Annotated in this window: 9 protein-coding genes; 2 read left to right on the forward strand and 7 right to left on the reverse strand. The window is 69.4% G+C overall.

Features of this window, described 5'->3' with window-relative positions:
- Positions 1-78: 78 nt before the first annotated feature.
- Complete coding sequence (locus D476_RS0108775) at positions 79-1,194, reverse strand: serpin family protein (RefSeq protein WP_017623571.1); 1,116 nt, start codon at positions 1,192-1,194, stop codon at positions 79-81.
- Between the two features lie 273 nt (positions 1,195-1,467).
- On the opposite strand from D476_RS0108775, the gene D476_RS0108780 reads away from it, so the two are divergent.
- Entirely contained in the window at positions 1,468-2,277 is an 810-nt protein-coding gene (locus D476_RS0108780; protein ID WP_017623572.1) for a DUF3159 domain-containing protein, read from the forward strand.
- Between the two features lie 23 nt (positions 2,278-2,300).
- Here the strand turns inward: D476_RS0108780 and D476_RS0108785 are convergent, their stop codons facing one another.
- The 5 genes from D476_RS0108785 to D476_RS0108805 all read right to left on the reverse strand — a co-directional run bounded on the left by D476_RS0108785 (position 2,301) and on the right by D476_RS0108805 (position 12,804).
- Positions 2,301-3,245, reverse strand: coding sequence for a GNAT family N-acetyltransferase (locus tag D476_RS0108785; RefSeq protein ID WP_026123359.1), 945 nt, complete (start codon positions 3,243-3,245; stop codon positions 2,301-2,303).
- 559 nt (positions 3,246-3,804) lie between these two features.
- A complete protein-coding gene (locus tag D476_RS0108790; protein WP_040725717.1) occupies positions 3,805-6,561 on the reverse strand; it encodes a pPIWI_RE module domain-containing protein in 2,757 nt (918 codons plus the stop codon).
- 30 nt (positions 6,562-6,591) lie between these two features.
- On the reverse strand, positions 6,592-10,104 hold the full coding sequence (locus D476_RS0108795; RefSeq protein ID WP_017623575.1) for a pPIWI_RE_Z domain-containing protein: 3,513 nt from the start codon (positions 10,102-10,104) through the stop codon (positions 6,592-6,594).
- Entirely contained in the window at positions 10,097-11,275 is a 1,179-nt protein-coding gene (locus D476_RS0108800; RefSeq protein WP_017623576.1) for a pPIWI_RE_Y domain-containing protein, read from the reverse strand. The genes D476_RS0108795 and D476_RS0108800 overlap by 8 nt, the downstream gene beginning before the upstream one ends.
- Positions 11,239-12,804, reverse strand: a complete 1,566-nt coding sequence (locus D476_RS0108805; RefSeq protein WP_017623577.1) for a PD-(D/E)XK nuclease family protein — start codon at positions 12,802-12,804, stop codon at positions 11,239-11,241. The genes D476_RS0108800 and D476_RS0108805 overlap by 37 nt, the downstream gene beginning before the upstream one ends.
- A gap of 39 nt (positions 12,805-12,843) precedes the next feature.
- Between D476_RS0108805 and D476_RS0108810 the strand changes: the two genes are divergently transcribed.
- A complete protein-coding gene (locus D476_RS0108810) occupies positions 12,844-13,746 on the forward strand; it encodes a serine/threonine protein kinase (protein WP_017623578.1) in 903 nt (300 codons plus the stop codon).
- A gap of 30 nt (positions 13,747-13,776) precedes the next feature.
- On the opposite strand, the gene D476_RS32610 is transcribed toward D476_RS0108810, so the two are convergent.
- Positions 13,777-14,820 (reverse strand): tetratricopeptide repeat protein (locus D476_RS32610; RefSeq protein WP_204366965.1); only part of this gene is annotated, 1,044 nt, incomplete at its 5' end.

The following is a 14,820-nucleotide window of genomic DNA, read 5'->3' on the forward strand; positions in this document are numbered from 1 at the left end:
CCCACCGCGCACGACCGGGCCGGGCCGCCAGGCCCGGCCTTCGGCGTTGTCGGCCCGGCTTCGGCGCTGTGGGCCCGGTCAGGCGGCCGGGCCCGGGTCCTCGGGCTCGGTGATGCCGCCCGCGAACAGGGCGGCGCCCTTGCGGCGCAGGATGAAGGCGAACGGCCGGTCGGCGGTGAACTCCTCGGGCCGGGGCGGCGGGGCGAGCGAGGCCGTGCGCATCACCACCGCCGTGGCCGCCGCGCCCTCGGCGCCCTTCTCGTCCACGCGCATGCGCGCCTCGTGCACCACCTCGTCGATCAGCAGGCGGCGGTCGACGATGCCCGACAGGTCGCTGTCGCCGGTGAACACCGTGTGGGCCCCCGCCTGGGACAGGGGCGCCGACAGCCGTGAGCGGCCGGTGATCTCGAACCGGGGCAGCGCCAGGCGGACCTGGGCCGGTACGGCGGCGGCGTAGAGCCGCTCCAGGGTGTCGGAGGAGGGCAGAGGCGCGGTGTCGGCGTCGTCGGCCCGCTCGGGCGGCAGCAGCACGTCGAGGAAGAGGCCCTCCCCGCCGACGAGGGTGGCCATGGCCCAGCCGTCCGAGCGGGCGAGGGGCATCTCGCCGCGGCGGTGCATCATCGGGGTGTCGACCGGGCCGCCGGGGGCGTGGAAGCGGGCGGGCGCGGTGGCGCCCGGGTCGAAGGGGACGGTCCAGCTCACGCGTGCCCACAGGGCGTTGAGCAGCATGGCCTGGGTCGAGGAGGCCACATCGCCGGGCTGCAGGAGGTCGGGGATCAGGCCCCGGGTGAATTCGGCGACCTCGGTGTTGGCGGCCTTGCGCACGCCCTCGGGGTCGCCCGCGAAGTCGGCGGTGCGCACCGAGGACGCACGGCGCCCGGCGAGGCGCGCGGAGAAGTCGGGGTCGACCTTCAGGCCCTCCCGGACCCACAGGGAGGTGGCCGACTCCAGCTCCGGCGCCCCGGCGGCCCCCGGGTCGAGCGCGTCGGCCAGGGCGTCGAGGTGCCCGGTGAGCCCGGCGCCCAGCAGCGACTCCAGTTCCGAGCGGGTGCGGCCGCGGGCCCCGGTGGCGACCAGCCCGAGCGCCTCGCCGACGGAGAAGGGCGACCACACCCGCGAGCCGCCGCGCAGGCGGGCGTCGACGGCGAGCGCGAAGGACAGGTGGTCGGGGTGGAGCGGGGTGCGTCGTGCCATGCACTGCCTCCAGAGGCCGGGGCCGCGGTCTGCGGCCCACAGTAGGCGCCGGTCGACGGGATGTCACAGGGGGAGCGCCGCCGCCGGGACGGGGCCCATCCGCGCCGGTCCCGGGGAGAACGCCCCGACCGGCGCGTTCTCCGGGACGCTTCCCCCGGGGCCGACGACGAGGGGGCGCCGGAATCGCGGCGAGGAACCCGGGCGGGGCCGCTGCTCGTTGCCCTAGGGTGGGGTGGCGACGAGCAGGAGTTTCGCAGGACGGGCGGGAGCCGTATGACCGAGCAGCAGCGGGCGGTTGACGACGCCGGGCAGGACCGGGACGACGAGCCCGGTTCCGCGGGCTCCGCGGACCGGGAGGAGGCCGAGGCCCCATCCGGCGGCCCGCAGCCCTCCGAGGTCTCCGAGGGCACCGTGGAGGCCGTCGTCCGCGCCCAGCTGTCCAAGGCGCTCGGCGGCAAGCGCGGGATGGTGGAGGCGGCGGTCCCCACCCTCACCTTCACCGTCGCCTACATGGCCGCTCAGGAGCTGCGGCTCGCCCTGGGGCTGGGCATCGGCGCCGCCCTGGTGCTGGGTGCGGTGCGGCTGGCGCAGCGCTCGTCGGTCCAGTTCGTCTTCAACAGCGTCTTCGGTATCGCCATCGCCGCCGTGTTCGCCCTGCGCAGCGGGGACGCCGAGGACTTCGCGCTTCCGGGGATCATCTACAACGCGGTGTACGCGGCGGTGCTGACGCTGAGCATCGTGGTCCGCTGGCCCGCGGTGGGCCTGCTGATCGGCGCGGTCACCGGAGACCCCACGGCGTGGCGCGCCAACGCCGCCGTGGTGCGGCTGAGCTCCCGCCTGACGTGGCTGCTGGTGGTGCCCTGCGTGATCCGGGTGGCGGTGCAGCTCCCGCTCTGGGCGGCCGCCAAGTACGACGTGGCCGACACGTTCGCCTTCCTGGGGATCGCGAAGGTGGCCATGGGCTGGCCGCTGCAGGTCGCGGCGCTCGCGGGCATGGTGTGGATCCTGGCCCGGGGCAGGACGCCGATGGAGGACGGCGCGGCCCCGGAGCCCGCCGCCGACGACCGGGCGGCGCGGGGCTGACGTATCCGCTCTTCCTCCCGGTCTCAGCCGGTGGAGGGCTTGGCGAGGGGCGCGTCCCGTGAGAGGGGCCGGAACCCGACGCCGTAGTACAGCTCGCGCGCCGCGGGGTGGCCGGGGGCGCCCAGGCAGGCGACCGTCATGTGCGCGGCCCCGGCCGCGCGCGCCAGGTGCATTCCGTGCAGGAGCATCGCCCGCGCCAGCCCGCGGCGCCGGTGGGCCGGGTGCGTCCCGACCGGCTCGAACTCGGCGGTGGCGTTGGCCTTGTCGAGCCACATCACGGCGGAGGCCGCCATCGTGCCGTCCGGGGCCTCCACGAGGACGTGCAGGTCACCGCGGTAGGCAGGGGTGCTCCGGACGCGCTCGTAGGCCTCCACCGTGAACGCGGAGGGGGCCCAGGCATCCACGTGCGCCTGGACGGCGGCCTCGGGCCCGGCCTGGTCGGCGGTGCGGAACCGGAAGCCCTCGGGCAGGACCGGCCGGTCGATACCGGTGAGGTCCCGCTCGTTGAGCTGGGTCCAGGATCCGGTGTCGCCCAGCGCTTCCGGGTCGGTCCCGTAGCCGTGCGCGGCCCACCGCTCCAGGGCGAACCCGTCGGCGGCGCTGGGCAACACCGAGCGCTCCAGGCCCGCCGCGATGCCGTCGAACCACGCGATCACCTCGTCGACCAGGGCGTGGTGGTCGGGGTGGACCTGGTAGGCGAGCGAGGCGCCGGTGACGTCCCGCACCGACCCGTCGCTCAACCGGACCCGGCGCGGCAGACGGGCCCACCCCCAGGCCACCGGTTCGCCGCCGGAGGACCAGACCCGGTGCCGGTGGGCGCCGTCGGGGTTCGGTGCACCCTGGTTCCAGGCCAGCTCACCGAAGGACGCATCGCTGTTGACCAGATCGGGGCGGACGGCGGTGACCTGCTGGGCGAGCCGCTGCATGAGGCTCAGGTCCGCGGGGGGAATCGGAGTGGAAGAGGCCATGGTTCCCCACCCTTGCAGGGCGGCACGCGGCCGTCGATTCATTTTCCGGGGGGCGGCCGTTCGCTCCCCGCGCCGACCGCCGACAGGGCGTCCGGAGTAGGCGCACCGTCCGGATGCCGCTGTCCTCCCTCGGTGCCGTCCCTGTCACGTCTGTGCGTCACATGTGCGTCACGGTCGTGTCAGACAGCGATAGGGCCGTTTCCCCAACGACAGATCGCGTCCTGCAGAGTGGTGTAACTAATTTCGAATCTGCCATGCCATGAGCACTAAACGGCTGGTCAGTACGGGCGCTCATGTTCGAACAGTATCGGAAAGTGACACCACTCCAGTGGACGTGACGCCACGACATGTGGGACAGACCCCGGTCTCTTGCCCAAAACGCCATAAATGCGGTATCCAGACTTGTGTCGACAAGTCCTCGCGGAGCTATGAGACAGGGCTGTACCTGTGCGGTGCGATGCTCGGGATCAGCAGCATCCCACCGTCTCTGTGATCCGAACTCCAGGTAGGACCTAACAGCATCATTCGGTGGGGACGCCCCATGCTTATAGCACCTTGCTCATGGAGCGGACGACGTATTCCCGTCCTCCTTAGTTCTGGCGACGGGAAGCACATACTCACCGGCGAGACGCGCCAGATGCAGGGGGAGGGGCCGGGCCAGAGGCGGGTAGTCGTCGTGGTAGCGCAGCTGGTGCGTCAGCGTTGCCCACTCCGCCGGTCGATCGGGCAAGTCCCCTTCGCGCCCCGAGTCCACCAGCGCCTTCTCCGACAGGCAGCAGAGCACGGTGATCTCCAGCTGCCCGGGGTTCCAAGCTGTCTTTCCGGGAGCTGTCCGGCCCTGTGCCGTGGGCGCCAGCTTCATGAGTCCCTTGGGCAGTTTCGCCACCGTGTGCGGCTTCGAGGCCGTACTCGCGAAGACACGGCTCTCCATCTCCGCAGTCCCCCATACCCCCTCGGCGAAGCCGACCCTGCCCTTGGTGTCATGGGCGTACCATTCCGGCACTTCCCCCCTGGCATTGGAGTCACGTACGAGTACCACCCGCAGGTCGTCGCCGTAGAGCGTGTGACGCTGGGCGGATTCGGTGCCGAAGCCGAGCATGTCGCGTTCCAGTTCACCGTTGCGCAGGTCGGGCCAGCACCGGCGTAGATTGCCCGCGTCTGCGAGCAGGAGTGTCGGGCGGCCACGGAGCTGGAAGAGGAGCGCACGGATCTGCCGCTCGGTATCCCGCTGCCAGTGCTGGTCTATGCCCGAGCGCGGAGCAGAGCGAAGCCCTCGCAGGGCGGCCGCAGCATCGTCGGAACCTTCCGGATCAGCCTTTTCCTCTGGTTCTTCTACCTGGGAGTGCAGCAACAGCAGTTTCGGGTACGGCACCCACTCGGCGCGCTCGGTGTCCCACCCTTCGATTCCGCCTGGCCCCTCTCCGGGGCGGATCCGCACTGCGACCAGCTGGCGGACGGCGCGCCGCGTGGGCCCCTTCTTCGTGTGGCGGACGAGCCAGAGTGCCACGTATTGGAGGTCACCGGGAACTCCGGCTCCTACCCGGTGGGCGGGCGGGGTAATCGCTCCGAGCTGCCGGAAGGCGTCCAACCAGGTCCACTTGGCCCGGTGCTCCAGGCGGCTTTCGTCGCCGTCGGGCAGGTTGATGAACTGGCTCAGTCGACCCTGCCGCGCCCAGGCGATGCGCAGTGCGTGCTTGGGGTCTGAGTCCGGCACGGCGGCGAAGCGTTCCTTTTCGGCGATCTCCGTGATCACAAGTCCGGTCCCCTCGGAGCGCGGGCCCCTTCGGTCTGCCACGAGTCGGCAGCGCTCTTCAATGGCATCGGCCAACCGGAGGGCCTTGGGACGCCTGAGATCCCGGGAAATTGGCATGGCGTCTGCCATGGGGCCCGCTGGTAGGACTCGGACGCGGATGTCGATTCCCTCGCCCCGCCACTCCCAGTCATCGTCGTCGGCCGCCCCTACTCTCTCCCCGGGAGGGAGCCCGATGAGTTTCGATAGTTCCCCGAGCAGTGCGGTGCGGGTCTCGGGGGTCTGCCAGAAGACCTCGATCTCCAGGGGACGGCTGTTCAGTGCGCGCGCCAGTGCCGCCCGCCGCTGCAGGACCAGTTGGGCGTCCCTTGCGCCTGGATCACGCCCGGCACCCGAACGGGGCAGCAGCGAGGGGGTATTACTCCGGGTCACACGCGTAAGGTCGGGGACTCGAGTCAGCATGGGACTCAACCCTTCCTCGACCCAGGCGTCCAGATCCGCCCGTTCCTGCGGCATCAGCCCGGCGCCGACCTCGTGCGGGCCGATCGACGGGCGGTAGACGATGCCGGCGGCCACCGCCCCGGACCCGTTGATCCAACGTTCCGGATGGGCGAAGAGCTCCGCGGGCTGCGGGTAATTGCCGACGATGTCCAGTTCGGGCATGAGCAGTGCGGGGCTGTGACGGCGCCAGACAAGCTCCTTCAGCCTCCGGTCGTAGCCGAGGGTGTTCGCCATCAGCCGACGGCTCCGGTCCGGACCGCCCGGCCATGGCAGTGGAACATCGAGTAGGACGGTCGCGCCGCCGAGCTGGGAGGGAGGCACATCCAGATGGGTGGCCCACCGGCGTACCTGGGTGGACACATGGACGCGGAACCGTGGGGCGAACGGCACGGTGTGGACAGTGATGTTGAGGCAGGCCGAGTAGTACCACGTCTGTCCTCGGCGCTCGTACCTCTGAGGCGGCCACGAGATGAGCCGTGCACCGTCGTCCGAGCTCTCGACGCGGAAGTGGAGCGTGGTGCCCTCGGTACGGAACGTCCGAGTGGCCAGCCGGAAGGCGACCCACTCCGGCAGCAGGCTGTAGAGCCGTGCGGCGGGTTCGGCAGTTCCTCCCGACGAGGTTATGGTCTCGGCGAGGTCGACCGATTCCGCCTCCCAATGTGGCAGCCGGACGGTCTCGGCCGGGCCACCGGAGCGGATCTTCTCCTCCAGATCGGCGCCGTCGATGTCGTCGTCCTCTGGGGACAGGCCCGCCGCCCAGGTGCCGATCGCTGAGGCCAATACCTCCTGTGGGACGGCTTCCCGTGCGTAGATCAACGGCAGGCGGCCGTCCGTTCCGGCGTTGCGGCCGGTCGCAATGACACCGGGGGCCATCGCCTGGAGCAGGGAGTTGAGCCTGCGTACAGGAAGCCGGTCTGGGCGGACGGCGCCTGTGCCGGCCCCGGCCTGCATCCTGGTTAGCTCGGTGTGCAGCTCCTCGCCGAGCCGCAGCACCTTCATCTCCTCCCGCCACGGTCCGTGGAGAGAATCGGGTTCGTAAGCTGTGGTGCGAATAGTGTGGTACACGACATTGCCTCCTGGAACGGAGTTCGGCGCCTATGGGTGGTCCGGGGCCGGTGCAGGGGCGAGCAACCGGGTAAGCATGCGCCAGAGCGGTTCGTACAGGGCGCGTACGATGAACTGTTCGTCCGCGTACTTCGTGTCGCCGTCGAAGTAGGGGTCCAGTACCTCGAGCGCACTGTGCAGCAGGCTGGACGTAGGGGTGTCTGTCCGCGGCGGTACGGACCCGCGGTTCGGAGCGAAGGCGGCGTCGACGAAGACCACTCGGGCCGGTACGCCGCCGCGCACCAGCCGCCCGATCACCTGCCACATCAGGACCAACATGTCCCAAGTGACCTGCTCCCGAGCCTTGTCGTCGAGGCGGCTCCACGCCATCGAGCGGGCGAGCACCTGGTACCAGCGCGAACGGGCGAGGCGGCGAACCTCGTGGGCACCCTCCTCGATGGTGGGCTGTCCCTGTACCCAGGTATCGAATTCACCGCCGGTGACGGCACGGACTATCCAGTCATTGACGGTATGGACGGCCAGGGACAGGTCCTCAGGGTGCGGATTGGGCCGAGCTAGGAAGTAGACCGTGCCGATGGCTGCCACGTCTTCGTCGTTGAGGATATTGTGGCCCCGTTCGACGGCCAGCAAGGGTGCCACGAGGATATTCGCCTCGAGCTCCTTCAGGTGCTCGACATCGCCCCGACGGAGTGACCGGGCGCGGTAGGCGGACGGCGCCTCGTCCTCAGGCGCGATTTCCTCGTCGTCCGAGACCAGGCACAGCACGCTGTTGCGCCAACGGGAGTTGAGATTGTGCAGGGTGTCAGCCACGATGCGAGCCTCGGCGTAGCTGCCGACCAACAGGAGGATCTGATCGCGCTTCCCTGCAGGAAGGGAGAGGAGCTCGCGCTCCAGCGGGCCTCCCTCGAGAGCGTCGTATTCTCCTGTTCCGAGGTAGGTGGCGATGCGCCGCAGCTTCTCGGGGCGGTCGTCCGGGTGGGTGCCCGACAGGCGCAGCTTCTCGTCGCCGTCGTCGATGAACTCGAAGCGCATCAGGCTCTCGTCCGCAATGCGTTCGGTCACCTCAGTCGGCGGCTCGATGATCACGCCCACCGGGACGCAGACGTGGTAACGGCTCGACGCGCCTGCCCAGCTGCTGCCGGACATGAGCAGAAGGTGGGCGCCGGCCCTGCCGTCGACAGAGGCGAGGTGGGGGATGGCGCGCAGCAGCTCACGTCCGACGCCGCTGCAGCGGAAGAATGTCAGCTCACCGCTGCGGACTCCGCCCTCGTCCTCGCCGGGGACCCGGAACTGGAAGCCGAGCACGTTGCCCATCGGGGCCTCCGGCACCATCGGGCCGTAGTCGAGCGGCCGACGGTACGTCGTGTTGTAGCCCAGGTTGAGGGCGGCCTCGACTCGGGGCCACATGGCGTTGATCATTGCGAGCCGGGGCTCGAGAGCGCTGAGCAGCAGCGTGAACTCGAAGCGTTCGGCGAGCTTCTGCCGCCACTGCTCAGGGCTCTCAGGCGGTGGCTTGGGCCTGCGTCGGCGCCCGTTCTTCTTCTGCCGTTCCTCCTCTTCGCGCTGCCAATCGTCGTACTGCTCCTCGTACTCCTGCTTCCGGTCTGCCATGTACTGCGGGTCGATATGGAAGATCTCGTCCATGACCTTGGTCAGGTGGCGTCGGGTGTTCTCCGGATTACCGGTGTGGAGCAGTTCGTTGAGGAGGGCGGTCAGTCGACTGAAGTCCTCCTCCGACCTGCGGCGGCGGTCGCCGAAAGGATTGTCGCGGAAGGCGTCGAGGAGCTTGCCGAGAGCTTCCCGGGGAGCGTGGTTCGGGTGCTCCGGCCCACTTCCGTCGGGGAGTTCGTAGCGTTCGTCGAGTAGACCGAGCTGGAGTGTCCAGGCGCTGAAGTAGCCCGTCCGCACCCAGTTGCGCAGCTCGGGCCCGGCGACGAGCATCGCGTACAGCCGGTCGGTGGCTGATCCAGCGGTATTGAGGGCGGCGGCGAAGGTCTCCACGTCTCGCTCGGAGAGCTGGGTGCGTCCGCTCGCCGCGAGTTCCCGGATCTTGTGTCGGCTCAGCTGGTCGATGAGGCCCTTGTCCTCGTTGCTGGCGAGGACGACGGCGGGGGCGAAGGTCCGGTCGAGCTGCATCTGCACACGGTCGGCCTCGTCAATGATCACGAGGTCGCTGCGGCGGCAGGCGAGCTCGAGGTAACGGATGCGCTCACCGTTCTGCGGGCGGGGCGGCGAGGCGTCGATCAGTCCGGCGGGCGTTGCCACCCAGATCAGGGCGCCGACCAGGGCACGGGCTCCGTGGTGGCGGGGGCAGACGTTCCAATACGGGCAGCTCGTCGCCCTTTTCTGCCATTCGGAGGTCCGCCCGCCGCCCCTATCGCGTCGCGGATCCGACGGTGGCCGGAGCCGCGAGCAAGGTGCTTCGCCGAAGGCGAGCGGCTCGGCGGATGAAGTGGCGCCCTGCCGCTTGACGTTGAGGACGCAGGAGGTCCCGAGGTAGGCGAAGTCGGGGTCGTCGTGTGCGAGTAGCCGATGCTCGCCCCGGCCCGCCAGGCGGCGGTGTAGCCGCTGGGCGTGGCGCTCCCGGCCGGAGGAGCCGAGTACGGGTGCGGCTGCGCCGTCGATGTAGCGGTTGTAGAGCCGGACGAGTTTCAGTACCTCCGCGACGTCTGTGACCACGATGGTGGTGCGCTTGCCGAGCTTGGCGAGATGGACGGCGACGATGTCGCGCAGAGTGCTCTTGCCCACGCCGACGATGCCGAGCAGGTGCTGGATTCCGTTGACCGTGAACGTGAAGTCCTCGTTCTTGCCAGCCTTGTGGAACCTGCCGTTCTCCTTTGTGGATAGGTCGAAGGCCTGGAGCCGACCAAGCCAGTGCTTCGAGTCCTCCTTGTCGACGCGGGCGTCTATAGCGTCCATCTCCGCCGCGGTGCACTCCAGGGCCTTCTTGGTGAAGACGAGGGGCTCTCCGCAACCGGCCGGTTCGAGGTCCAGGTCGTGGGCGACGAGGGGAGTGTGGGGGACCGACGGCAGGTCAACGACGGCCATGGTTCGGCTGATGGGGAAGGCATGTGGGCCCTCGCCTGCGACTGGCATGCGTGTGCCCGCCAGCGGTGGTGCGGCATGCAGCAGTTGATCGTAGACGGCGAAGCGGTTGCTGGCGACGGAGAGCTCGCGGTGGAGGGCGGGCGTGTCGGCCTCTGGTACGTCGTAGCCGCGTACTCCGGGATCGAACCGTTGGTAGGTCTCCAGGGCTTCGCGCCAGGTACGGCTCCTGCGGAGCGTCCACAGCGAGTACCGGGCGACACGTAGCATCTGCGTGGTGTCCGGTGGCAGCGGCGTTCCGTAGGCCGTGGCGAACCCGTATCCGCTGAACAACACCCAGGCAGCGCCCGCAGGGGTGCCCGGCATCAGCTTCTGCTGGAGGTACAGGCCGAGTTCCACCTGGCAGAAAGCCTCCAAGGCGGGTTTACGAACAGACGACCCTAGGTGCATCTGGAGTGCGTCGAGTACGCCGGTCAGCGGCGGGCTGATACTACGCATCGTCCTTCTCCTCTCTCTGGGGGCAGTTCAGGGCGGGAACAAGGTCCACGGGTGTCGTGAGCACCAGTCGGCCCCGGATGAGCGGGGGAAGGGCCTCGGTGAAGGCCTCCCGGTAGTCATCTCTCCCGGCGAGCTGGCCAGGGACCACAACGAGGGTGAGATCCGCCAGAGGCGTGCCGTGAGCGACATGTGCGGCAAGGAGGGCGGGCTGAAGGCGGTCGTGCACCTGAATGTCCACGATCCTGGTACCGGTGCCCGTCAACCGGTAGGCGGATAGGCACTGCGGCAAAGGCTCTCGGCCGACCCCGGCGCGATCCAGTACGTCCTCAACGGCCTCCTCGGTCCGGTGTGGGAGCGCGAGGAACATCCGTAGTGATCGGTGCAGGATCAATGCCTGCTCCGGGTCGCGGATCAGCTCCGGAGGGGCGTCGCGTGGGCAGTTCTCCCCCTCGCACCAGATGACCTCGTTAGTGGAGGACGGCCCTGATACAGGCGTGGTCCCGTCCCGAGGCAGCGCGGGGAGCTCGCACGAGGGGCAGCGGAGGAAGCGGCCGCCGGCGAGCAGGTGTTCGGGAAATTCCCCGTAGAGGTCCTTGACCCGGCTCCAGACGTCCCTGTTCCAGCCGGACCCGAATCGGTCCTGTTGGTGGACCACCGGGTGGCGGGCCAGGAACCTGCGGCACCGCCGGTAGCGCTCACCCGTTCCACACCGCGCCTCCAAGTCGTCCAGAAGCGCGCGTGCATGCGCTGCCACGCCTCCGCCCACCCCGTGCGAGGCGAGTTCGAGGCACGACCGGGTCGGCATCCGGCCACCCGGGTGGACCAGCGTCGCATCCGAGGTGACCAGGGAGGCGGGAACTGCGAAGAGCGGATCGCCCGCCGGCTTGGTCCGGCACCACTCCCACAGCTCGGGAAGGCTCCTCGGCGGTGTTCGCCCGACGTCAATGCAGTGCATCACCGTGCGGTCCAGTGCACGCTGCGCGAGATCGGGATAGGGCAGAGTGAACGAGCGGAGTCCCTGGATCTCGGCTAGGGTCGTCACCATGCGGGCGAGCTCGCGGAAGAGTTCGCTACCTACGTCCTCGGGTTCCTCTCCGGTGACCGGCAAACCGGCCCGGCGTCTCGCCTGCGCCCTCATGCCGCGGTCCCGGCGGCGGGCGACGCTGAGCACCAGTGGGTCACTTCGCACCGTTCGCAGGCGCGTCCGGGCGCAGCCGCGTAGAGGTCGTCTTTGTGCCAGTCGGCCACCATCGCCCGTACGACATCCTCAGCCGCGGTCCGGTTGGCGCCGTCGAAGGGGTCGATGGTCTCCAGGTCGGCACCGCTGGGGCGCAGCACCTCCAGCTCGATCCGGGCACGGGGCGGGGTGCCTCCCAGGTCACCACGGGCGATCAGCACGACCGCCAGAGCCAATTGGGGGTAGAGCTCCAGCAAGGGGCGGTTGGACCGCCGGTCGGTTGCGGAGGTCTTGGTCTCGCGCCATACCCATGAGCCGACGTCCCGGTACAGTAGGTCGGGTGCGGCGATCACCACCACATTGGCGGCGGTGTCGTGCCGCACGACGCGGGGTTCGGTCCTCACATCGCTCGCGTCCCCGACGCACCGCAGCGGGCAGACCGCGGCGTGCCGTCGCAGCAGGAGCGCACCGAGCGTGCGTTCGCGCTCAGGGAGGTCGAATCCGTCCGGCACCCACTCCTCGGAAACCTCGACCGGGCACGGCCGAGGTGATCCGCGGCCGTGCCGGTTGGCGAGGTAGGCATGGAGGGCCCGGCCACGCTCGGCCGTCACCCCGCGCTCGACGGAGTCTGCCGTGGGCAGGCGCAGTCGGCGCATGTGGTCACGGGCCGGGCAGGACCGGTAGTTGCGTCCGTTGGTGACCGACCAGGTGCGGCGGGGCCGGTCCGGCGCCTCGATGCCCAGGAGCCCGGACGCCGTGCGCAGGGCCGGGCATACCGACAGGTAGGGGCATCCGCCGCAGGCGGAACCGGGACGGTATTCCTGTCCGTCCAGTACGTCGGCCAGAGCGTCGGGGCCGTGCTCGCGGTACCGGGCGAGCGCCTGTTCCCGGCTGCCGGTGAAGAGCTCCCGCGTACGGCCGTCGAGCAGTGCGAACTCCACGATCCGTACGTGCTCCGGTGGCGGCCCAGGAGTGCCCTCGGCCAGCACCAGGCAGACAGCGGCGGTGAATCCGTCGGGCGGGAGGTCCCCGTTCAGGCGGTGCACGGGCAATCGGAGTTCACGGTAGGCGCCGTCGGCGGAGGCCAGGCAGCGACCCCACACGGTGAAGCGGTACTCCCGGGCGTTCCGCGAGTCGGGGCCAGGGGGACGGTAGCGGTAGGTCCACGGCTCGGGGACCTCGCGCAGAGGACGGTCCGGGTCGGCGGGGAAAGCCGCTTCGTACGCCTTCAGACCATGGTCGGACCATGTCCTCAGGCCGTCATGCACGGTTGCGTCCGATATCCGGGGCGGGGTGCCGGAGGGGCGGCTGCGGGCGTCGCAGGCGGCCATAAAGGGGCCGAGGGCAAAGTGCTCCAACCGCTCGCGGCGGCGCCGTACCGGAGCGGAGGTGCGGTAGCCGCGGGCCTTGAGCGCGTCGGCGGCAGGGCATCGGAATTCTCCTCCCTTGAACATCCCGGCGGATACCGTGATGATCTCGGAGGCGCGGGTCACCCCTTCGGGTGGCAGCCACGGCTGGGACATATTCTGCTCCACTTCTCTACGGAGGACAGAAGGGCGGTCATGAAGGAGATCGAGGAGATCGGCGATGTGGAGGAGCGCTATGAAGTGCTGGACATGGTCGGCGGCGGCGGCCAGGGCGACCTCTTCCTCGGCCGTGACCGCAGGAGCGGGGAGAAGAAGGCGGTGAAGCTCCAGAAGCCCCGTGATCTCGGGCCGGAGAGCAATTTCTCCTGGGCGGGCAGGATGCTACTCGAAGAGGGAGCGCACATGATGATGCTGACGGGCATCGAGGCGATCCCTGAAATCATCGCGACCGGGAGCTACCGGAGACGCCGGTGCCTGGTCATGGAGTTCGTCGAAGGGGACCAACTGCAGAATGTGCTGTTGGCGGCTAGGCCCGTCAGGCATCCCGGGACCGTCGCGTCCATAATCGGCCAGCTATGTGAAATTCTACGGGAAGTGCACGACCGAAACCTGGTGCACTGCGATCTCAAGCCTGAGAACGTCATCGTGCAACCGGACGGCCGTCTCCGTCTTATTGACATGGGCCACGCGGCCCGGGAGGGCGAGGAGACGGACTGTGAGCGAGGCACGCTTGGCTGGGCCTCCCCCGAGCAGTACGACGCATGCCCTTCAGGTCTGACACGCCGGGCGGACATCTTCGGGCTGGGCTGCATCCTGCTGGAGATGACCGTCATGCGGCTGCCCTATGGCGGACTGGAGGAGCGGGCGGAACCTGGCGGTTCGGTGCTGCCGACCGACCTCCTCGACAAACTCCCTCCGGAGTTCGCGGACCTTGCGCTGCAAATGGTTCGGTGGGAGGCGGAAGAGCGCCCGGCGGATGTCGGTGAGGTGTTCGACTGGCTTCGCCCGTACTTGCCCCCGCTGGGCTCGCGGCGGCCGCCGAGGCCGCTAAGCCCCGACCCGACCGAGTACTACCGCACACATCCGCCTCGGCTGTAACGGTGAGCCGACGGTCGTCGGCCGGGCGGGTCACCTCAATCCTTCCAACAAGTCCCGGACCTCAGGTACGCCTTCGAGGCCCATCAGCTCACGCAGCACGATGACTCTCTCCAGCTCCCGTATCGCCTCTTCGGTCTTGCCAACGGACACCAGGACGTCCGCGAAGAGCCGCCGTGTCTTGTGCTCGCTGGGCCAGTTCTCCTGTTCGCGGTAGATGTCGCAGGCCCGCCGGTACAGGGAGACGGCCTCGTCCCGCTCGGAGCAGGCCACGTGTACCTTGGCCAAGGTGAACAGCACGTCGGCCAGACCGCTGCGCTCCGCCGTGCACCCCAGCACACCAAGGGCGTCGGTGCACCGGAGGAGTGCCTGATCGTGCTCACCCCGATCAAGGTGGAGTGTGCCGAGGGCGTTCAGGGCTGCGGCCTCTCCAACCGGGTCGGCCACCGCTTTGCACAATTCCAGAGCCTGGCACAGCGCTTCCTCTGCACTCGTCCGGTCGCCCTGCTTGCGCAGGGTGATCCCGAGCCGGTGGAGCGACCGGGCCAGACTCAACCGGCCTGCCGCACTGCGGTCCTCCTCGCTGAGCAGGACGGCCCGGCGCAGGTAGCCCACGGTCAAGTCGTACTGGCCGAGCCGCCATCGTGTCCCTGCCAGCATCCGCTGGACCATGGCGCGATCGACCGGGGTAGCGATGGACTCAGCTGCATCGGCGGCGTCCTTGAGGTTCGTCAGCGCGTCGTGAAGGAGGTGGCGGTGCCACTGATAGGTGACCAGAGCCATCGAGAGGAGCCATTCGTACCCTTCGAGGCGCTGATCCGTGGCTAATCGGATGCCTCGCTGGATTGCTTCGTACTCTTCGTCCAAGAACGCCATCGCCTGCCCCGGTTCCGCAGGCTCGGTGACCGTGACCCCGTCTGGGTCGCCGATGGGCAGAGTGCGCTCCTGGTCGAGCACCCGGTCGCAGGCGCGGACATTATGCAGCTGGTGTTCCAGCACCTGCCGTATGGTCGCCCGCTTGATGTTGGCCGTCTCATCGTCCGACCCCGGCTGCACGTGCTGGCGGGGGGAAGGCCC

Origin of the sequence: Nocardiopsis chromatogenes YIM 90109 (assembly GCF_000341185.1) — a bacterium.
GTDB lineage: Bacteria > Actinomycetota > Actinomycetes > Streptosporangiales > Streptosporangiaceae > Nocardiopsis_A > Nocardiopsis_A chromatogenes.